Annotated in this window: 30 protein-coding genes; 15 read left to right on the forward strand and 15 right to left on the reverse strand. The window is 62.3% G+C overall.

The features are described from left to right. Position 1 precedes the first annotated feature (1 nt). From J7U46_RS09635 to J7U46_RS09700, 14 genes are all read right to left on the reverse strand, one after another. Positions 2 to 1,522, reverse strand: a complete 1,521-nt coding sequence (locus tag J7U46_RS09635) for a terminase TerL endonuclease subunit (protein WP_282825209.1) — start codon at positions 1,520 to 1,522, stop codon at positions 2 to 4. Continuing rightward, positions 1,519 to 1,935 carry a TerS protein gene (locus J7U46_RS09640; protein ID WP_282825211.1) on the reverse strand — a complete coding sequence of 139 codons (417 nt, stop codon included), beginning with the start codon at positions 1,933 to 1,935 and terminating at the stop codon, positions 1,519 to 1,521. Before J7U46_RS09640 ends, J7U46_RS09635 begins: the two co-directional genes overlap by 4 nt. A 1,278-nt stretch (positions 1,936 to 3,213) precedes the next feature. Beyond that, a complete protein-coding gene (locus J7U46_RS09645) occupies positions 3,214 to 3,549 on the reverse strand; it encodes a phage protein NinX family protein (RefSeq protein ID WP_282825213.1) in 336 nt (111 codons plus the stop codon). A 202-nt stretch (positions 3,550 to 3,751) separates the two neighbouring features. Next, complete coding sequence (locus J7U46_RS09650) at positions 3,752 to 4,327, reverse strand: hypothetical protein (protein ID WP_282825215.1); 576 nt, start codon at positions 4,325 to 4,327, stop codon at positions 3,752 to 3,754. Continuing rightward, on the reverse strand, positions 4,324 to 4,557 hold the full coding sequence (locus J7U46_RS09655; protein WP_282825217.1) for a hypothetical protein: 234 nt from the start codon (positions 4,555 to 4,557) through the stop codon (positions 4,324 to 4,326). Before J7U46_RS09655 ends, J7U46_RS09650 begins: the two co-directional genes overlap by 4 nt. Then, positions 4,554 to 4,814 carry a hypothetical protein gene (locus J7U46_RS09660; RefSeq protein WP_282825219.1) on the reverse strand — a complete coding sequence of 87 codons (261 nt, stop codon included), beginning with the start codon at positions 4,812 to 4,814 and terminating at the stop codon, positions 4,554 to 4,556. Before J7U46_RS09660 ends, J7U46_RS09655 begins: the two co-directional genes overlap by 4 nt. Then, the gene (locus J7U46_RS09665) at positions 4,811 to 5,053 is read right to left on the reverse strand and encodes a hypothetical protein (RefSeq protein ID WP_282825220.1); all 243 of its coding nucleotides are present in this window, start codon (positions 5,051 to 5,053) and stop codon (positions 4,811 to 4,813) included. The genes J7U46_RS09660 and J7U46_RS09665 overlap by 4 nt, the downstream gene beginning before the upstream one ends. Further along, positions 5,050 to 5,670 carry a recombination protein NinG gene (locus tag J7U46_RS09670; RefSeq protein WP_282825222.1) on the reverse strand — a complete coding sequence of 207 codons (621 nt, stop codon included), beginning with the start codon at positions 5,668 to 5,670 and terminating at the stop codon, positions 5,050 to 5,052. Before J7U46_RS09670 ends, J7U46_RS09665 begins: the two co-directional genes overlap by 4 nt. After that, positions 5,667 to 6,116 carry a recombination protein NinB gene (locus J7U46_RS09675; RefSeq protein WP_282825224.1) on the reverse strand — a complete coding sequence of 150 codons (450 nt, stop codon included), beginning with the start codon at positions 6,114 to 6,116 and terminating at the stop codon, positions 5,667 to 5,669. The genes J7U46_RS09670 and J7U46_RS09675 overlap by 4 nt, the downstream gene beginning before the upstream one ends. Beyond that, positions 6,113 to 6,877 carry a hypothetical protein gene (locus J7U46_RS09680; protein ID WP_282825226.1) on the reverse strand — a complete coding sequence of 255 codons (765 nt, stop codon included), beginning with the start codon at positions 6,875 to 6,877 and terminating at the stop codon, positions 6,113 to 6,115. The genes J7U46_RS09675 and J7U46_RS09680 overlap by 4 nt, the downstream gene beginning before the upstream one ends. Further along, positions 6,826 to 7,041: a hypothetical protein gene (locus J7U46_RS09685; RefSeq protein WP_282825228.1), complete on the reverse strand. Its 216-nt coding sequence runs from the start codon at positions 7,039 to 7,041 to the stop codon at positions 6,826 to 6,828. Before J7U46_RS09685 ends, J7U46_RS09680 begins: the two co-directional genes overlap by 52 nt. Further along, positions 7,038 to 7,745 carry an ATP-binding protein gene (locus J7U46_RS09690; protein WP_282825230.1) on the reverse strand — a complete coding sequence of 236 codons (708 nt, stop codon included), beginning with the start codon at positions 7,743 to 7,745 and terminating at the stop codon, positions 7,038 to 7,040. Before J7U46_RS09690 ends, J7U46_RS09685 begins: the two co-directional genes overlap by 4 nt. A gap of 127 nt (positions 7,746 to 7,872) precedes the next feature. Further along, positions 7,873 to 8,649 (reverse strand): hypothetical protein, encoded by a 777-nt coding sequence (locus tag J7U46_RS09695; protein ID WP_282825232.1) that lies wholly within the window; start codon positions 8,647 to 8,649, stop codon positions 7,873 to 7,875. Beyond that, positions 8,649 to 9,029 (reverse strand): hypothetical protein, encoded by a 381-nt coding sequence (locus J7U46_RS09700; RefSeq protein WP_282825234.1) that lies wholly within the window; start codon positions 9,027 to 9,029, stop codon positions 8,649 to 8,651. Before J7U46_RS09700 ends, J7U46_RS09695 begins: the two co-directional genes overlap by 1 nt. 254 nt (positions 9,030 to 9,283) lie before the next feature. Between J7U46_RS09700 and J7U46_RS09705 the strand changes: the two genes are divergently transcribed. Further along, on the forward strand, positions 9,284 to 9,712 hold the full coding sequence (locus J7U46_RS09705) for a hypothetical protein (protein ID WP_282825236.1): 429 nt from the start codon (positions 9,284 to 9,286) through the stop codon (positions 9,710 to 9,712). A 16-nt stretch (positions 9,713 to 9,728) separates the two neighbouring features. On the opposite strand, the gene J7U46_RS09710 is transcribed toward J7U46_RS09705, so the two are convergent. Beyond that, positions 9,729 to 9,980 carry a Cro/CI family transcriptional regulator gene (locus tag J7U46_RS09710; protein WP_282825238.1) on the reverse strand — a complete coding sequence of 84 codons (252 nt, stop codon included), beginning with the start codon at positions 9,978 to 9,980 and terminating at the stop codon, positions 9,729 to 9,731. 84 nt (positions 9,981 to 10,064) lie between these two features. Between J7U46_RS09710 and J7U46_RS09715 the strand changes: the two genes are divergently transcribed. From J7U46_RS09715 to J7U46_RS09780, 14 genes are all read left to right on the forward strand, one after another. Then, positions 10,065 to 10,826, forward strand: coding sequence for a hypothetical protein (locus J7U46_RS09715; RefSeq protein ID WP_282825240.1), 762 nt, complete (start codon positions 10,065 to 10,067; stop codon positions 10,824 to 10,826). Between the two features lie 18 nt (positions 10,827 to 10,844). Beyond that, the gene (locus tag J7U46_RS09720) at positions 10,845 to 11,219 is read left to right on the forward strand and encodes a hypothetical protein (RefSeq protein ID WP_282825242.1); all 375 of its coding nucleotides are present in this window, start codon (positions 10,845 to 10,847) and stop codon (positions 11,217 to 11,219) included. Further along, positions 11,198 to 11,959, forward strand: coding sequence for a hypothetical protein (locus tag J7U46_RS09725; RefSeq protein ID WP_282825243.1), 762 nt, complete (start codon positions 11,198 to 11,200; stop codon positions 11,957 to 11,959). Before J7U46_RS09720 ends, J7U46_RS09725 begins: the two co-directional genes overlap by 22 nt. Positions 11,960 to 12,097: 138 nt before the next feature. Next, positions 12,098 to 12,367: a hypothetical protein gene (locus J7U46_RS09730; RefSeq protein ID WP_282825245.1), complete on the forward strand. Its 270-nt coding sequence runs from the start codon at positions 12,098 to 12,100 to the stop codon at positions 12,365 to 12,367. Further along, entirely contained in the window at positions 12,364 to 12,561 is a 198-nt protein-coding gene (locus J7U46_RS09735) for a hypothetical protein (protein ID WP_282825247.1), read from the forward strand. The genes J7U46_RS09730 and J7U46_RS09735 overlap by 4 nt, the downstream gene beginning before the upstream one ends. Then, positions 12,558 to 12,836, forward strand: a complete 279-nt coding sequence (locus tag J7U46_RS09740; RefSeq protein WP_282825249.1) for a hypothetical protein — start codon at positions 12,558 to 12,560, stop codon at positions 12,834 to 12,836. Before J7U46_RS09735 ends, J7U46_RS09740 begins: the two co-directional genes overlap by 4 nt. Next, positions 12,833 to 12,943 carry a GlyGly-CTERM sorting domain-containing protein gene (locus tag J7U46_RS09745; RefSeq protein WP_282825251.1) on the forward strand — a complete coding sequence of 37 codons (111 nt, stop codon included), beginning with the start codon at positions 12,833 to 12,835 and terminating at the stop codon, positions 12,941 to 12,943. The genes J7U46_RS09740 and J7U46_RS09745 overlap by 4 nt, the downstream gene beginning before the upstream one ends. Positions 12,944 to 12,955: 12 nt before the next feature. Then, positions 12,956 to 14,047 (forward strand): AAA family ATPase, encoded by a 1,092-nt coding sequence (locus J7U46_RS09750; RefSeq protein ID WP_282825253.1) that lies wholly within the window; start codon positions 12,956 to 12,958, stop codon positions 14,045 to 14,047. Then, entirely contained in the window at positions 14,044 to 15,453 is a 1,410-nt protein-coding gene (locus tag J7U46_RS09755) for a DEAD/DEAH box helicase (RefSeq protein WP_282825255.1), read from the forward strand. Before J7U46_RS09750 ends, J7U46_RS09755 begins: the two co-directional genes overlap by 4 nt. Further along, positions 15,450 to 16,340, forward strand: a complete 891-nt coding sequence (locus tag J7U46_RS09760; protein ID WP_282825256.1) for a DNA methyltransferase — start codon at positions 15,450 to 15,452, stop codon at positions 16,338 to 16,340. Before J7U46_RS09755 ends, J7U46_RS09760 begins: the two co-directional genes overlap by 4 nt. Next, positions 16,337 to 16,492, forward strand: a complete 156-nt coding sequence (locus J7U46_RS09765) for a hypothetical protein (RefSeq protein WP_282825258.1) — start codon at positions 16,337 to 16,339, stop codon at positions 16,490 to 16,492. Before J7U46_RS09760 ends, J7U46_RS09765 begins: the two co-directional genes overlap by 4 nt. 110 nt (positions 16,493 to 16,602) lie before the next feature. Then, positions 16,603 to 17,892 (forward strand): hypothetical protein, encoded by a 1,290-nt coding sequence (locus J7U46_RS09770; protein WP_282825260.1) that lies wholly within the window; start codon positions 16,603 to 16,605, stop codon positions 17,890 to 17,892. Further along, on the forward strand, positions 17,889 to 18,425 hold the full coding sequence (locus J7U46_RS09775) for an HNH endonuclease (protein WP_282825263.1): 537 nt from the start codon (positions 17,889 to 17,891) through the stop codon (positions 18,423 to 18,425). The genes J7U46_RS09770 and J7U46_RS09775 overlap by 4 nt, the downstream gene beginning before the upstream one ends. After that, positions 18,422 to 18,733, forward strand: coding sequence for a hypothetical protein (locus J7U46_RS09780; protein ID WP_282825265.1), 312 nt, complete (start codon positions 18,422 to 18,424; stop codon positions 18,731 to 18,733). Before J7U46_RS09775 ends, J7U46_RS09780 begins: the two co-directional genes overlap by 4 nt. Positions 18,734 to 18,748 lie beyond the last annotated feature (15 nt).

Raw genomic sequence — 18,748 nt, forward strand, 5'->3', positions numbered from 1 at the left:
GTTAGAAGCCAAGGTCAAAGATCTGCGGAACGCATGCCGCCTCTGCTTTTTCAGGAATGACGCCAACCGCCATCGCAAGTGCCACGGCTCCGTCAATCCGGCCGGTAGCCTTCGCCTTGTTCAGCTTCCGATTTCCGGCCGCATCACTCTCGACACGCGAGTTCGCCATGCACATGGTCAGCACAGGGTGCGCGCCGTGTGCGATTTGTTCGTTCATGAGCATGGTTTCCAGTGTTTCCAAGGCCGGGGACATGTCCTTGAAGCCTTGGCCGAACGGGTGGAGCGGAAACTCCACGCCGATTTCGTCGAATTCCTTCTTGAGCAGATCGAACCGCCACCGGTCGAACGCCATGCAAGCCACATTGCAGTCAGCGAGCGCGTCAGCGATCTCGCGCGCCAGCATCTCGTAATCCATAGACGCACCAGGCAGCACGCGCATGAAGCCCTGCTGCACCCACGTGTCATAGGGAGCCCGGTCGCGCTTTGCTCGATCTCTCAGGCCCTTCTCGGGAGTCCAGAAGATCGGCCGCACGTGCCACCGATCACGCCAAGCCATCATGACCATCGCCGTCAAGTCAGTCTTGGCGGAGAGGTCGAGTCCAACAAACACCGGCTCTTCGTAGAACACAGCGTCGTCAGCCTCTTGGCTGTTGAGCAACCAGACGCCCCGCGAGATGAACGGATTGACCATCTCCACTCGCTGATTCAGGACCAGATTGCGGAACGTCGGCTCAAAGCTCGGCATCCGCGACGCCCGGTCGGCCTGTTCTTCCACGTCCTTCAGGCTGCGGAACTTTCCAAGCGCAGGATTTGCGGCAGCCCAGGCCTTTCGGTCTGTCAGTTCGCAGTCCTTGGGCGCCGTGTACAGATGGCAGACGATTCGCGGATCGCCACTTGCCATCGCGTCATCAAGCCATATGCTGAACAGGTCGGCATCGTTCGGGGCCTGGGTCGAGATCCCCAGGAACATCGCGCTGTCATAGGCACCCTGCGCCGTGACGATGGCGTCAACGAAGTCCGACTGCGAGCCACGTATCTGACCAACCTCATCAAGGATGGCCAGGACCGGCGACTTTCCGTGCGCCGTCTTGCCGTCCGCGCTGACAGCCTGGTATTCAACATTCCGGGCCAACCCGATCAGCTTCTTACTGCTGGGGACGATCCGCACCACTCGCGACAGCTCGGCCGACAGCTGTACCATCTTGCTGGCGTAGTTGTAGACCTCCGCCGCCTGCTCTCGGCTCATTGCGCCAGAGATGATCCGGCTATTGAGAACCGCCTCAGGTCCGGCGATGTGCGCCAGTAGCAAACAGGCGATGGTCGCCGTCTTCGCGTTCTTCCGAGCAATCGACAGATAGGCCCGCCTTGTGCCGGCCGGGTTGTCATAAACAGCAAGGATGAACTTGCGCTGGAATGGCTCCAGCTTGATCGGCTTCCCGATCAGGTCGCCTTCGCTGACGATGCAATAGCGCTCAATGAAGGCGCAGACCCGCTGGCCTCGCGTTAGCTTCTTCTTCCTCACGACGCCAGCAACTCATCGTCGCTCAATGCTTCCCGCGCGGCCTCGGCCTGGCGCTGCAGCTTCCGACCCTTGTCAAGGTCGCGCCGATCACCACCGGAAGCGGTACCGGCAATTCGCAGGCTCCGCATCAGCGCCATTTCGCGCCGCGCCAGCTGCTCAAGCACCGCATGCCTCGGATTCATGACCGGGGCGCCGCGCTGGTTCTCGATCACGCTGCCCTCGGAGTCAAGAAGCTCCTGCTCGCGCTCAATGTCACGCTGACACCGGGCGAGCTGGGCGGCGACAACCAGGTCAGCCTCAATCCATTCCTCGCGCGCACGTGCGCGCACAACGCCGACCCAGAATGGCCGGTCTTCGTCGCGCAACCGGACGTGCGCCGGCACCTCAGGCAGCGGAAGTGCCGCGTTCACCATGGCCCGGATCGCCGCATCCGCTGAATCGGCTCTCTTTTTCCTGGGCATATTTGGGGTTAGCGATGAAAAAACGGAGACCAGTCGGTGCCAGAGAGAAACGCCCTAGAGATTTGCACGCCCCCACCGCCTGTAGACGCCTCAGGCACGCGTCAGGCGCCACCAGGAGGCCGCATCGCGATCCGAAGGACTTCGAGCGGCCCGACAGGTTCGACGCCTCCTGCGCGGTTCTGCGCCATCGACCATCAGCGCACCGCCGATGTGCACTCGGCCAGTGGGCTCGCCGTCGAACGACGCAATGGAAACACTATGGACGACGCCCATACGGCCGTTGCTGATCAAGTAGGCCAGCCATCGAGGCCAGTCGTCACAGGCAATGCCTCGTCCCACACAAGGCCGCGCGCCTCTGCGGATGTCTTTGCCTGGTGGCAGGATCCAGGGCCATCGCAGATGGTCTGCAGGTTGCCCATGTCATCGTCGCCGCCACGCGCCTTTGGCACGATGTGGTCGACGGTTCGGCAGTTCGGCGTTACGTGGCCTCGCCGCATACATGGCTGGCAGAGGCCGCAATCTCGCTTCAACACCTGAAGGCGTACACGCTTCCAGGCTGATCCATAGCCACGCTCAGTGGCGGTCCCTCGTCTGGCGTCGCCCCAGCCTCCACCCTTCGGTGCGTCCAGTGGCTGGATGCGAGGGGGGAGTTTGGAGAGCTTGGCCATGTGGTGGCCCACATCAGACCGCCCGAAGGCTGCGGGCTGCTGTTCTCGGCTTGCCAGCCTCTTGCACGACTGCCGAAGGCGCGGGAGGTATTGCGCCACTTTCCCCTGGCGGCACCGGCAATGCTGGCTGACCGGGTGGATGGGGTAGGTTCTGGGTAGGTTCTGGGTAGGTTCTGGGTAGGGTGGCGGGTGGGCGGTTCAGCCCCTTAGCCGGCCGGTAACACGGACCGAGTCGGACCTGACGTATTGGTTAGCGGCCTCCACTCTCCGCGCATGTGAAGGGTTGAGAACCCTTCGGCATCCATCATGCGGCGCAGCTTTCTGCGCTGCGCTGAGTTTCCGGAGAGCTTCACATCGACGATGCGATTGGAAGATGGGATGGGGGAAACTTGCAGGCGAGGAACGAAGATGCTGAGCTTCGCTCCGGCTTGGATGATGGCCATAGTGATCCAGAAACGAAAAAGCCCGCCGAGCTTTCGATGGGCGGACTTGTTCAGAGTTGCGGGATTCTGGAGCCGAAATCGCGAGCCGTCAAGCGCGCGTAAGGTTTGTGTGTTTCAGACTACAACTCCACCTCTTCCCCGAACTTGGATGCGACGTAGGCGCGCATGGCGGCGATCAGGGGCGTGCGGCCGGTCTGGTAGTAGAAGGTGGCCGTCTTCGACATGATTGCGGCATCCCAATAGTCGACGGCGTGCTCGATCTTGATCATCTCCCGCTCGATGATCGGGCCGCCATGCTCCCAAAGCCGGCTCGGGAAGAAATCGTCCGCGTAGCGCGTGTCGATGGTGTCGGCGACGATATACCGGTCGCGGCCAGGGTGAACCGGCAACCCCTCAGCCTTCGCAACCGCCGCATCCAGCAGCGCGCCTTCGAGTTCACTGACTTTGTGTTTCATCGAACCTCCAGAAACCGTCCGAATCTGATCAGCATATCCGTCCTCCAGGTCTGATACGCGACATCCGGCGTGACGCCCCATCTCCTAATGAAAACACGCTTGGACCATGGGAGCATTGGATCGGGACCGTGACCAGAGCAACTCCAAAGGTTGCCATTCGATTTGACAATGCGAGGCTTCTCGCAACTGGCGATGAAGTTGCTCACATCGCCTCCACCAATCCAGTCCGCAAGAACAACTCCCCAAGCCTCTCATGCGCCCGCCGCTCCAGGCTCTCGCTGGCCTTGCGCAGGACTGCGATGGCTCCATTGATGGCCTTGAGGTCGCAGCTGTACTCCCGGGCTACGTCCTTGAGGGTATAGCGGTCGGCGATGCGGGTGGGCTTGTGGTAGTTCCACCAGGCCACCGCCAGCATGGCGGAATCGTTGTGCAGGGTGGTCATGGCCTGGACGTAGGAAGCCACACCACGGACGCCGGCCGCCTTGGTCATGCGGTGGCCGTAGCGGGCGCGAACCGCGTCGTGCTCGATGCTGGTCAGGTGGTTCAGGGCTGCGCCGCGAACCATGGCGCACTGGCCGCGAAGCTCAAGCGGGCTCAGGCCTTCGAAGTTGACGCTGCTGCTGACCCGGGCCTCCAGCTTGCCGAGCTGCTGGCGGATGGACTCGATCAGCATCTGGGTGCTGCCCTTCTGGGTGGCTGGCAGGGCCTCCAGCAGATAGCTGAAGTGAAGCGCCTGGCCGACGCTCTGGAAGATCGGGGCGGTGGTCGTCTCGGTCATTTGCTTCCCTTCTGTCGGATGGCGTCGGATTGGTATGCGTCAAGAACCTGCTGGTGGGTCAGGTTCAGGGATTCGATGAGGCGGCGGTAGGCCGAGGTCTGGCGCTTGGCTTCTCGCGACTCGAAGAACTGCGGCCCACGGCTGGCGGCTCTGGCCTGGCAGCCCTTGCAGCCGGAGCGGAAGCCGTGCCACATCTCGGCCTGGCTGCGGGTGCAGTCGGGGCAGGTCATCGTTTCTTCTGCGGCCTGCGGTCGATGCGCTGAACGTGCACATTCATCAGAGACAGGCGAATGTCAGCGAGTCTTGTCCGCCTGTACTCGACGGTCCCATCCATATCGAGCGAGACCGGCTCAAGGTATTGCGGCGTCACTTCAATGCACACAAGGCCCTTGATTTCCTCGCCGCCAGCAGTGAACAGTCGGTGAGGCTGCTTGCGTCCGTTCTTGAGCAGGCGCTGCGACTCGGATGGCAGGAATAGGAGTTTCATGCTGGCACCGCCTCAGGCTTGCCTGCCCATGTGAGGGTTTCGTCTTCGCCGTCGTTGTCGCGGATGGGGAGCAGGGTCGAGTCGGGCCACATCCATGAATCGTCATCGCTATCCCAAATTGGCTCCCCATATTGCTTGGATACCAACGGGTTGATCCGGCTGACTCTCACAACCTTGCCAACGTTCTTGGCTGGATAGCCACGCACCACCACCGCCAAATCACCAGGCTTGCAGTTCATGCCCTCTCCTTCCTCAGTTGCCGAGCCCTGGCCCGGCTTGTGTCTCGGATTTCGCGCAGCTCGTCGCGCTGCCACTTGTGGACGCGGTTGTCGGCATAGAGCGCATCAGCCACTTCCTGGCCGAGCAGGCGCGCTGCCGCCTCGCGCATGACGTGATCCTTGGTGGCCCCTGGCGCGTTGCAGTGCTTGCATTGGCCGTGGACGTTCCGCTCATCAAAGCGGAGGTGATCCGCCTGGCTGCGCGAGCGGATATGGCCGGCATCGAAGCCGCCGCCCAGGCCGCCCAGCTGCAGGGGCACGCCGCAAACGAAACAGCCTTTACCGACGTCACGGAGCCTCACGTATTCATTGAAGGCCTCTTGCGCTTCCTTCTTGAGTACCTGCACGCCTTTTGCCGCCTCCTTCGCCGCCCGGGTCGCCTTGCGCTCCTCGCGCTGCGCCTTCAGTGCAGCCGCTGCTGTCTTCTGTCGGCCGACATGGGCGCCACAGACCGGGCCGCAGACCTTCTGCATGGGTCGCGCGGGGAAGAAGTCCTCACGGCACCAGGCGCACACCTTCGGCTTGATCGTGGCGCGCGGGCTCATGGCGGTGCGCAGGAGGGGCTTGGAGCGCTTCATCCGCCGTACTCCTGCCATTCGAGCATCGAGAACCGCACGCCGAGATCCGTCGCGGCGAAGGCCATGACCTGCTCCAGGTAGGCAGCGAAGGCCTTGACCTTGAGGTCAGAGGTTGAGCGAAGGCGGCGGATCACCGTCTTGCGCTTGCGGCCGGCGACGGTCTGCTTCTTGATCTCGTAGCCAAGGTGCTGACGCTTGAACAGCTCATGCCAAGCCTCGGCCGTGTACCGCTGGCCAGCTACACGGGCCTGCTCGCTGATCTCCTTGAGGACAACGCCCCAGTAGTAGCGGTTTGCCTGGGCTGTGCGGTCGAACTCGAACTCCTGGCAGGTCAGCTTCACGGGCTTGCCGGCGAGGATCAACTGCTGGGCGCGCTGGTAACAGGCGCTGGCGGCCTCGTGGGCGGCCTTGCGGTCGGAGACGACGCGCTCAAGGACTTCGGTCACGCCGCCGCCTTTGCCGCGCAGCTGCTGGGCTCGAAGGCGTACTGTCCAGGCTTCAGGGCGCCGAATCCGCCAGTGATCTCGCCGACGACTTCGAAGCGGCCTGGCTGGGTCTTGATGATCTGCGGCTTGACGTGGGCAGGGATCACGACAGGCCGGTCATCTCGGCGGGCTCGCTTCTCGGCGGCCTCGCGCACTTCCTGGTCACGAATGCGATAGAGCATCTGGGCCACGGCGATCTGCTTGCGGCCTGGCATGCGGGCCACTTGCTTCTTCGCCGCCTTGATGCGCTTGCGCTCGCGGTCCTTCGCCTTGCGGGCCTCGGCGGCCTCGGCCGACTTGGACGCGATGCGTGCTGCGTCACGCTCGGCCTTGCGCTGGATTCGCTCCTGCTCGCGCTTCTCGGCCATCTGCTTGCGCAGCGCCTTGTTGGCGGCGATGCGGGCGGCGATGGCGGGGTCCACCTGGCGCTGGCGCTCCTGGCGGCGCTGCTCCTTCAGCCGAGCCGCGCGGATCTCCAGATAGCTGGACACCCAAGCATCCCGACTCGCTTCGGTCGGGAAGTAGCGGACCTCGGCCTCGTCGGTGCCCAGCTTGCCGCGAGCGCTCCAGACCATCCCGGCCTTCGCCATCTGGCGCAGCAGCGCGCCGCAGTTCTCGCGGCACATGCCGGAGACGGGAACCAGGTCATTCAGCAGCACGCCATCAGGCGTCAGGGCTGCACAGATGCGGGCACGGCGGTCCGCGCGGTCGGCGATGTACATGCGGTGTCTTCCTCGTGGTCGATTGGTTGAACACTGAACAGGCCCGACACACCGTCGCGGCCCTTCTGGCAAAGGCGCTCGACCGGTTGGCCGGCGCCGTGGAGGTAGTTGGAGCAGGTGTCGCGCTTGAGGCACCAGCCGCCCATGCAGGCCTGCGGGGTCATGCTTGCTCCCGCCTTGCCTGCGGCCGGTAGCTCTCCCAGTCGAAGACCACCATGCGACTCGTCTCGATCAACCGGTCATAGACCCGCTCGCCGACGTACTTGCGCAAGCCGTCCTTGCCCTGGTTCGTGAGCAGGATGGTCGGCCGCATCTCGGCATAGCGCCGGTCCAGGATCTCGAACAGGATGGTCTGCTCGCTGTCGGTGCCGTACTGGACGCCCACCTCGTCGATCATCAGCAGGTCGATCTCGCGGCCGAACTTGTTCAGCACGCGCCGCTCGCTGGAGTCGGAATCGCTGCGCCAGGTTTCCCGCACTGCACGGATCAGCCCCATGCAGCTCGTGTACTGGACCCAGCGCCGGCTGTGGTTGTCGATCAGGTGCAGGGCGATGGCCGCCGCAAGGTGCGACTTGCCAGTGCCCGGAAGGCCGGAGAACACCAGGCCGCGACCGGTCTTGAGGTTGTTGTCGAAGTCCTCGGCGTAGTCGCGCGCCACGGTCAGCGCGCGCTGCTTCTCGGGCGTGTCTGCGGTGAAGGCATCGAACGTGCGGGAGCGGAATCGAAGCGGGATGGCGGCCTGGCCAATGGCGTCCTCGCGAATGTCGGCGGCGCGGCGGGCTTCAGCGGCGGCGGCCTCGGCGCGCTCCCGCTCGACCTTCTCGGCGGCGCAGACCGGGCAGCCGGACCAAAACTCCCGCTTGAACATGGCGATCCGATGGCCGCTTTCCTCGAAGGATCCATGCTCTGCGCAATCACTGGATCGCGTTCCGAGCTCGAATCTCTCCAGCCTCGCGCGCAGAGGCTGCGCCGTGGCCGGAACATCGGCCGAGTCATCAGGCAAAAGATCCGTCATCACTCACCCCTTTTCGATAGTCGATTTCCTTGAAGCCGCCATGTGCGCCGTTGGGGCCGATCGGGCTGGCTCGTTCATGCGGCTTGAGCCATTCGGCCTGCAGCCCCTGAGAGCCGCGAGCGCACCAGACACGGAGGAAGGCCTCCAACGTCATCCCAGCCTTGACCGCCTCGCTGCGGGCGGAGTCGACAACGGTCGCCGTGACCGGGGCGCTCTTTGCCTTGCGGAGTTGCAGCCAGTCGGCCCAGACCTGCGGGTCAACGTCATCAGGGGCCGGGTACGCTGGCGAAGGTGGCGAGCGCTTGCGCTTGCCTTCTTCTGAACGAAGTGAAGAAGAGTTATCTCTACCTCTACCTCTAGGTACGCTTTTGGTAACGGTGTCAGCGTTACCGTCACCGTTACCTTTCGCGTTACTTTTGTGTTCAGCAACCCGTTTTGCCGTCTGAGCGCGGTTTTTCGCCGTGTCGCCGTTGTGTTCACCGAACCTGGAGAGAGAAATCCCATCCGATGTGATCTCAAGCCAGCCGACATTTGCTACCGCTTGAACGAATCCGGTAACGCCGATCACACGATCCAGTAACGCCGGGGTAACGCCCGCAGCGTTACCGTCAACCGTGTGCTGATCGAACCAGCGCCAGAGCCGGAACAGCTTCGCAAAGGCAAGGTCTGGGTCATCCCAGCCCATCGCAGCCGTGATCGCCAGCATGTGCGGCTTGTCCGGCGTGGAGCATTCGATCTTGAGCCAGGGACCAGCCATCAGGCAGCCCTCAGGGACGGGCGCTGCTCCAGCGACTCAATCCGTTGCGCCATGGCTACCAACGCACGGGTGCCCTCAATGAACTGGCGGCGCAGTTCGTCGGCCTCATCGCGCGGCTCGATAGGCGTCGGCTCGGCGTAACTCAGCGTGTGGGCCACGAAATGAGCGTAGGCATGACAGCCCTTCTCGCGCGCCAGCTTGGCTAGCAGCAGTACCTGGTCGGGCGTCATCCTCTCGGCCTTGCCCTCGTTCAGGCAGTTCAGCAGGTGGCGCTGGGCTGCTTCCATCGTCTTCTCGGGCCATATGCGATTGCCGACAGCCTTCGAACCTCCGGCCGCCTTGACGCACTCGATCAGGCAGTCGTTCAGGGTTTCAAACATAGGCGATCTCCCCTACTCCGAAAAGTTCGGAACCGTTCGGAGTGACACGATTCAGGCAAAAAAAGAGACTGGCGACATGCAAGCCAATCAATCGCAGAAGAAAAGCCCCCGAGCCGTGGCCCGAGGGGAAACCACCAGCCTGACCGCCCATGAGGTGGAAGCGACCGCTGCTGGCTGGTGGAAGGTGATGGGGCGCGCGCCCTTCCCTGGTTATGCTGGAAGCCCCTACAGCAACCAGCCCAAGGAGGGCGCGCATGGCAATCGAAATCACAGCAGCGATCTCGACCTTCAAAGCGGCGCTTGGAATAGCGCAGGTAGCGCTAGCGGCGCGAGACGAGGCAAAGGTGAAGGAGGCTCTGCAGGACATGTCAGAGCGCCTTTTCAGCTTGTCCCAGGCCGCTCTCGCCATGGCCGAGAAGAACATGGCGCTGCAGGCGGCGCTGACAGAGGCCAGTGCCAACCATGCCGAGGTGGAAGCGAAGCTCGCCGAGCGAGGAAGCTATGAACTTGCGGAAGCGTCCAGCGGTGTCTTTGCCTACAAGTCTCTGGATTCGTCCAAGGCGCTCCACTACCTGTGCCAGCCCTGCTATGACAACGGAATCAAGTCTGTCTTGCGTAAAGACGCGCACCATGACGGCGTTGTGTTTTGGACTTGTCCGGCCGAAGGGCGGCACGGTTTCTGACTGGCGGCGCGTCATCTCAAGCCGCCCTCGCCTCGGCCAGTTCCGGCGCCGGAAGATCGGGCCAGATCAGCCAGTAGTCATCGGGGCGGAGGTCTTGGCGAGTGACTTGGCCGGCTGTGGCGCGTTCGATGGCCATGCAACGCTCGACCGGGACCGCCTTCAGGCCGGACGCCCATTGAGACACCATGACGGGATGCACGCCGACAGCGCGCGCAAGGGCGGCAGCAGCCCCACGGTCGGCTTGTTCAAGGTAAGTGCGTAGGTCCATGAGCCGCATATTAGCCCATGGCTTTCATTAATGCTAGCCCCCGGCCAATTCCCGGAATTAGCCAGCGGCTATCCAATCCCGACCATGTCTCTTTTGCCCGTTAGAGCGATCCGCCATGCGAATTTGCTAGCGTTGATCCATTACGCGGGGAGCATCCAGAAGCTGGCGGATGCCCTCAACAAGTCGCACTCCCAGCTGAGCCAGTTGCGCAACCAAGTCGTTCATAGCACCAGCGGCAAGCCTCGAACCATCGGTGACGACCTGGCACGCGAAATCGAAGAGAAGCTACAGCTCCCAGGCGGGTGGATGGACAACTCCCACGCTTCAGAGGCATTCCAGCTGTGGAACATGCATGAGCGCGGAGATGACAACCTGCGCCCACCGGAGGAGGCCGAACTCGTATCGACATTCGCGATCCCAAAGGCCCTGAAAGCGGCACTGAGCGGGAACGTCCATCAATCGCACGAAACCATCCCCCCAATTGGGGGCGGGGCTCATCAAGTGAGCCAGGGTGGCTTCACAGTTCCTCCCCTAAAGACCAGGGAGGAAGTCTTGTCAGGACGAAATCTTGGAGAGCTGTTCACGTACACCGTGACAGACGACGCGACGCGCGACACATACCCGCGAGGCCTTCAAATCATCTTTCGCACTACGGGCCAGCCGAAGATTGGCAAGGCGGTACTGGTGGCCCACGGTGACCAGGTGCATGTTCGCATCTACGGTCAGGGAAAGTCGGCTGGCGAGTGGACGGCCAATGCAGAGGCGCCCGGCTATTTCAACTTCAACAGTGAAGACGGTGCGGTGATCAAGGGCCACTACAAAGGCCAGATCGAACCGGACGATTAATCAACGCCAGGGAGGCGCATGAAAAAGAGAGCGATTGCGATTTCATTGACCGCATTGGTCGCCGCGCCAGCGATTGCGGCGCTCTACGTCAAGTTAGCACTTGTTGCGCCTATGCAGGCGCGGCTAGTTGAACAGCTTAAGGATCCTGCCTCTGCACAGTTCAGGAACGTTAAGTTCGTTGGCACTTGGATTCCATGGCAGGACGCAATGCTCTGCGGAGAAGTCAACGCGAAGAATTCTATGGGTGGCTACGTAGGGTTTAAACGATTTGAAGTGTCGCAGTCTGGGGCGGAGATCGTCCCAGATGTGATGAACGGCCTCTATGACGAAGGCAAGTTGAAGTTCTGCGACTTCAGCAACCTTCCAGTCCCATGGTGGTATGCGAGGTGGTGACGGGAAAGGCGCGCGGCGCCAAGCCAACTCGGCGAGCAATCTGGAAGTGGTCTGGGCTATACCAGCTTGACGCAGTAGGAGAGTCTTTCAACTACGAGGCACTGAACAGCTTCGAGTGGCCCAAAGGGTTTGATGGCGCAGTTGTCCTGTGCGCCGCGCAGCTTGTTCATCAGCCGGAAAATGAGCACGACGGGAACGCCGTCGCCATCTTCATAGATGACCTTCACGTAGGCCACCTGTCGCGCATGGATGCCGTCGCGTATCACCAGCGTGTGCAAGCGTTGGGATTGAGTAACCGGACGACATGGGCAAACTGCTTAATTAGCGGAAGCCACTTAGAAGACGAGCAGCGAAGGTTCTCGGTTCAGCTTGACATGGACTTTGAGTCTGATGTGCTCTTTGATGCTGGGTTGGCACACGATCAACGGCTGATTTTGCCCAAGCTGACGCCAGTTTTCATTCGAAGCAATGGATATGGATTCGCGGCGGTGAGCTGGCTCCCACTAAGCGCCGTCAATACGTGTCGGCCGGGAGATCGCCTCAAAGTTTGGCGAAAGCCTGACTCAGATGAACTGTTTCTGTTCGCGCCAGGCACGATTGGAAGCATGGGGCGCATCTTGATGGTGACAGACGATCTTTTGAAGGCCTATGGATTCAATGACGCGAGCGACTTCGTACCTATCGTCTACTCGGCAGGCCTGCGCGACCTGACGATCTTCTTCAAGTTGCCTCAGCTGTAGCCGACACGCTAGACAAACATCAAGCCCGCCGCGTGCGGGCTTTTGCAATTTTGCAAGAAATGTTAGCCCCAGGCTCTTGACTGTTGAAAGCCATTGGCTAATACTGCACTCCAACGCAACGAAGCGCAGGAGTGAACGATGGAGATCAAGAAGCAGCGGATGCCACTCGGCAAAGCCTCGGTAGAGGTGGAGTTTGAAGTGGTCGATGGCCAGGCCACGGTCCTGTTCGTCTGCATCAATGGCATGTGGATCAACGCAGGCGAGTTCATCGACTCCTTCGTGGTCGATGGCTGGAATGAACTGCTGACCAGCCAGGCGCGCGAGCAGGATCGCGAAGACGCTCTCCGCGCCGCCCGTGCAAAGGGTGCGATTGGTGCGGCTCAGCATCGGATGGCGGTGGCGGCATGAACTCCACCATCGTGATCTGGCTGCTACTGAGCCTGCCGGCCGCACCTGAGAAGGTGAAGCTGAACGGCCAGTTCGAGAGCCGCGAAGCCTGCAACGACGAGCAGCTGAACAAGCACTTCGAACAGCCCAAGGTCGAGCACCGGTGCGTTCCGCTTCGGGTGTTTGTGCCGGTGAAGAAGGGGCCGCAGCAATGAGCCTGATCCTGTCCGATATGGATCGCATCGGCCACGCCGGCATGGACGACTGCGCCGGCTTGGAGCCGGCCTGCACCGCCGATGCCTGCGACCAGGGTCGCAAGCCCTGCCCTTGTCCAGAGGCCTGCCGCGTGGCGCCCCGCGAGCGCCGGGGAAACCCCTCGCGCCTCATGCAGGCCCTGCTGGACCCCTACGAGCGCGCCGCGCTGACGGCCGGCCTCGCCCTGCTGGGCTGGGTGTTGCTGATCGCATTCGGCTCCTGGGGGTCGGCATGAGCCTCGACGAAACCTCCCAGCAAGCCCTCTCCCGCCTCACCGCAGGCGGAGCCCTGGGCGTCCTTTCCCTTGCGCTGCTGATCGTGGCGGCGCGGTTTCTGAACTGATTGGAGATCACCTTGGCACTGTTCAAGAAGGCCACCAATGGCCAAGCATTCCTCAAGATGGGCCTCATGGGCTTTGCCGGCGACGGCAAGACCTTTACGGCTTCGCAGGTCGCCATTGGCATGGTTGAGCTCATGCGCCGTCGCGGCCTCGACATGGGCAACCGGCCGGCAATGTTCCTCGACACCGAAACTGGCTCCGACTGGGTGAAGCCGCTTTTCGATTCGGCCAACATCGAGTTGCAGGTCGCCAAGACGCGGGCGTTCGTCGATCTGATCGACGCCGTGAACGAGGCGGAGGCCAGCGGCTCGGTGCTGATGATCGACTCGATCAGCCACTTCTGGCGCGTGCTGTGCGACGAGTACGCAACCCGCCGAAACCGCAAGCGCGGCCTGGAGTTCAGCGACTGGGCATGGCTCAAGTCCGAGTGGGCTCGCTTCACTGACCGTTTCGTCAATAGCCAGGCGCACATCATCATGTGCGGCCGCGCCGGCTTCGAGTACGACTTCTTCGAGGATGAGTCTGGAAAGAAGCAACTGGAGAAGACCGGCATCAAGATGAAGGCCGAGACGGAAACGGGCTATGAGCCCTCGATCCTCGTCCTGATGGAGAAGCACCAGAGCATCGCCGACAACCGCGTCTGGCGCACAGCAACGATCCTCAAGGATCGCTCCGACAAGATCGACGGCAAGACCTTCGAGAACCCGACGTTCAAGGACTTTCTGCCTCACATCGAGTTCCTGAACCTCGGCGGCCAGCAGTTCAGCATGGACACCAGCCGTGACAACGCAGCACTGTTCGCCGACGACGGAACGCCGAAGTGGCAGCGCGAGAAGCGAGCCAAAGAGATAGCGCTCGACGAGATCACCGAACTGCTCAACAAGCACCACGGCGGCTCGACGGCAGACGCCAAGCGCGCCAAGGCCGACTGGCTCGAGAAGGCCTTCAGCACCCGCAGCTGGGAGCGCGTCCAGTCTATGGACTGGGACACCGTGCGATCTGCTCGCAACTGGCTCTGGCTTCAGCTCGATGGCGTCGAGTACCAGATCGCCATCCCTGAGCACATGGCGAAGCCTGAAGAATCGTTCGAGGATGTACCGGCATGAGCACGCACGCCAGCAACTCACCGGCCTATGACGAGTTCGTCAGCCGCAAGCTCTCGCTGGTTCAGCCGTCCGGTATCTCGTCGGGATTCAGCCTGCCGGGTTCACTGTTCATGCACCAGTCGGCGCTGACGGCATGGGCGCTGCGCCGTGGCCGTGCTGCGATCTTCGCGGATACCGGCCTGGGCAAGATGCGGATGGAATTGTGCTGGGCCGATGCGGTCAACAAGCACACGAAGCAGCCCGTCATCATCCACACGCCTCTCGCCGTCGCCGCTCAGATCGCAGCCGAGGGCCGAAAGATCGGCATCGAGGCCCGCGTGATCCGAGAAGGCTCCGAAGTGTGGGAAGGCATCAACGTCATCAACTATGACCGCCTGCACAAGATCAACCCTAGCGACTTCGGCGGCGTGGTCCTAGACGAGTCCGGGTGCATCAAGCATGCAGAGACTCAGGCATTCAAGGCACTGACCGAGGCCTACCGCAATACCCCGTTCAAGCTGCCAGCCACGGCCACGCCAGCGCCGAACGATTGGACGGAGCTTGGCACTCATGCGGAGTTCCTGGGGATCTGCACGAAGGCCGAAATGCTGGCCGAGTACTTCATGCACGACGGCGGCGACACAAGCGCCTGGAGGCTGAAGGGCCACGCACGCGGAGCCTTCTGGCGCTGGGTATCGAGCTGGGGTGCAATGATCCGCAAGCCGTCCGATCTCGGCTTCGATGATGGTGCCTACAACCTGCCGCCGCTCAAGCTCCACGAGCATCTGGTCGGCACTGAAATGCCGCTCAATGGCGCGCTTTTCGCCATGGAGGCGCAGACCCTCAGTGAGCGCCGCGATGCTCGCCGCCTGAGCCTTGAGGATCGCGTCCAGGCGTGCGCTGACCGGGTGAATGCTGATGCCTCTGAGGCGTGGGTCGTCTGGTGCGACCTGAACGCTGAAGGTGATGCACTGACAAAGGCGATTGAAGGCGCAGTGCAGATCGCCGGCTCCGACTCCATCGAGGTCAAGGAGCAGCGACTCACAGACTTTGCGGAGGGTCGCATTCGTGTCCTGGTCAGCAAGCCGTCGATCTGCGGATGGGGGCTGAACTGGCAGCACTCCGCACGCATGGCTTTCGTCGGCGTGACTGACAGCTATGAGGCGTACTACCAAGCCGTCCGCCGCTGCTGGCGCTTCGGGCAGACAAGGCCCGTTGACGTTCACATATTCGCCAGCAAGGCAGAGGGCGCTGTGGTTGCCAACCTGCGCCGCAAGGAACGCGAAGCCGCCGAAATGGCCGCGAGCCTGTCCGAAGAAACACGCGAGGCCGTGATGGCCGAAGTGAAGGGCCTGACCCGTCAGACCAATGACTACAACGCGGGCCGCACTGTGCAAGTGCCCGCATTCTTGAAAGCCGCCGCATGAACTGCATCGATCAAGTCGTCACCGACAGCTATACCGCCATCAATGGCGATTGTGTGGAGGCGCTGAAGGGCCTGCCCGACCAATGCATCGGGTTCAGCATCTTCAGCCCGCCGTTTGCATCGCTCTACACCTACAGCAACAGCCCCCGCGACATGGGCAACGTGCGCAACGATGCCGAGTTCTTCGAACACTTCGATTTCCTGATCGCAGAGCTTCGCCGCGTCATGGCTCCGGGTCGGAATGTGTCTTTTCACTGCATGGACTTGCCCAGTAGCAAGGAGCGCGACGGGGTGATCGGCCTGAAGGACTTCCCCGGCGATCTGATTCGCGCATTCCAGAAGCATGGGTTCGTGTTTCACAGCAAGGTCACGATCTGGAAAGACCCAGTGACCGCCATGACTCGCACCAAGGCGCTGGGCCTGCTGCACAAGAGCATCCGTGAGCGCAGCGAAATGTGCCGCCAGGGAATCCCGGACTACCTCATCACCATGCGCGCACCAGGCGAGTCTGCCGTCCATGTGACCCATACCGTGGACGAGTTCCCTGTCCACCTTTGGCAGCGGATCGCCAGCCCGGTTTGGATGGACATAAACCCGAGCGACACCCTGCAATACCAGTCAGCCCGCGACCACGAAGACGAGAAGCACATCTGCCCGCTTCAGCTTGAAGTGATCCGCCGTGGCGTGCTTCTGTGGAGCAATCCCGGAGACATTGTGCTGTCCCCGTTCATGGGCATCGGCAGCGAGGGATTCGTGGCGCTGGAAATGGGGCGTCGGTTCGTCGGGGTGGAGCTGAAGAAAAGCTACTTCGACCAAGCTAAACGCAACCTGGCCGGCGTGCTGGCGAACCGCGCACAAGACCTGTTCACCGAACCGGTGGCCGCATGACCATCCACCCCCGCCAATCCGTCCTGGCCGCTTTCGAGCGCGCCCTATCGCTGTCGCCGTGCCGCGAATCTGCTGCGGCAGCAGTGGCCGCCAGCCTCGGCCTGCCTGTTGAGGCGGTGCTGGAAGTTGTTGCCGAACTGGAGGCCGCATGAACTGCAACAACACCCCCAAGTGCGATAAGCCGTGCGGAGATTGCACGCAGGAATGGCCTAGGCCGGATGGGAGTTATCCATCGGAACACGTCCTATCGATTTCCGCCGCAATGCAAGACGCTGCGATCCGCTACGCAGGCGGGCATGCTGTTGACTTCGACCAAGAAGCGGCAGCCCTCGCCACCCGCCCGCAGCAGGCCGGCGCTGTGCCCGCAAACCAATCCTCAGCAGAGGCACATGAGCCGCTGTTCTGGTATCGGCCCTGCGGCGACGGCCTCTATGAAGGCCCCGTTTATCACAAGTCGGTCGGCGGGAAGATGCTGCGCGACGAGAAGCCGGGCGAGTGGGTGCCGCTCTTCCCTGGAGCCCAGCCCCAGCCCAAGAGTACGCAGGAACCCTATGGCTTTGAATCTGGCCTGGTGCAACTGCTGAACGAGGCGCGGTGCCTGTCGAAAGAGACGGTCGGCAATCGTGAGCTTGCAGGCCGCGTGATGAAGTACATCCGCATGTACTGGGACACAGCCGCCCAAGCCCCCGCGCCTGGGGCTGGAAAGCCCGTGGCATGGATGTATGAGCACGACGGCTGCCATGATGAGCCGATCCTGACTATTAGCCGCTGGCCAGAATGCAGCGGGCCATGGAACGAAACGCCGCTGGACGCGCTGGCTCTAGCAAAGCACGCCATCGAGAAGGTCTGGTTTGATGCCGTGGGCGTCGGCAACGGTGAGCACTCCATCAGCGAGGCGGCGCGGACGCGCGTGGAGTTCGCGGCCGACGCGCTTAAGCTTGGCCTGAGGCTGCCAAGCGCTCTGCGCAAGACCGAAGTGGAGACACCAATTTCGCAGCCCCAGACCACGGTGGCGATGGTCGAGCCCGCTGCTTACTTGACCGAGCAGGATGACGGTCAAATCATGCTCTGGACACCAGACGATTTGTGTGAAGCCAGGACGTACTGCGAGGACGGGGTTGAACCAACTCCTCTATACCTCGTCCCAGCCCAAGCCCCCGCAGTAGTGGATGGCAAGGCTCCCACCTACAGCAGCACGCAGGCGACGAAGTGCGCCGGATGCGGCAAGCACAAGCACACGCCCCTGCGCATCGACGCGATGGGCGGCTATGTCTGCCTGACCTGCATCGACAAGAAGCTCGGTGGCCTGCTGGGCGAGTTCGGCTGCGAAGACGACCCGCAGCGCAAGGACGCCGAGCGGTATCGGTGGCTGCGCAGCGACGAGATCGAGGTGCCAGCCAGCCAGCGCGAAATCAATGTGGTGCGGGCAGCCATGCCGTTCCGCGAGGACCAGCAAGACGAAACGCTTTTTGGCGATGCGCTCGACGCTGCCATCGACGTGGCGATGGGTGAATCCGATGTGCCGGTACACCACATGGGAGAGAAGCCGTGAGCGCCAAGGAGGACAAGCTCACCGCCGAGCGGCTGCGCGAGCTGTTGACCTACGACCCCGAGACGGGCCTGTTTATCCGGCGCGTCAACCGCCCTGGGAAATGGGGCAAGGCCGGCACCGTAGCTGGACACATCAACGCCCACGGCTATCGGGTGATCTGGATCGGCGCCAACCACATGGCGCACCGGCTGGCGTGGCTGTACGTGCATGGCGCTTGGCCTGACGGCCAACTCGACCACATCAACCAGGACAAGACCGACAACCGCCTGGAGAACCTGCGGCTTGTCACGCACGCCGAGAACATGCAGAACCGGCCTCACCAACGGAACAACTCCACGGGGCTCAAAGGCGTACTGCCTCGCACCAAGTACGGCGGGTGGCCCGCATTGATCTGCGCCAACAACAAGCAGATTTGGCTTGGCACGTTCGACAGCCCGGAGGCGGCCCACGCGGCCTACTGCGCTGCTGCGGCTCGCCTTCACACCCACAACCCCGTGGCAAATCCCGTACTTTCACAGGACACACCGACATGACCCGATTCACATCCATCACGCTCATTGCCGCTGTTGCCATTCTGGCCGGCTGCGGCCCCGATCCAGACATGGAGATGCGCAAGCGCAGCCAAAGTGCACCGCCCGTTGCGATTGCCGACGGCGCGCCACGCGTGACCGTCGAGCGGATCGGCGTGTTTCTCGATGACCTTGCCTACGGTGAGCGCCGGGGTGTCTATGTCATCCGCGACAACGCCACGGGGAAAGAGTTCATCGGCGTGTCTGGCGTTGGCATCACCGAGACCGGCTCGCACCAGTCGGGCAAGGTCAGGATGAGCGATGAACGCTGACCCAATCCCCCTGCC

This window comes from Pelomonas sp. V22, assembly GCF_030014915.1.
Classification (GTDB): Bacteria; Pseudomonadota; Gammaproteobacteria; order Burkholderiales; family Burkholderiaceae_C; genus JAUASW01.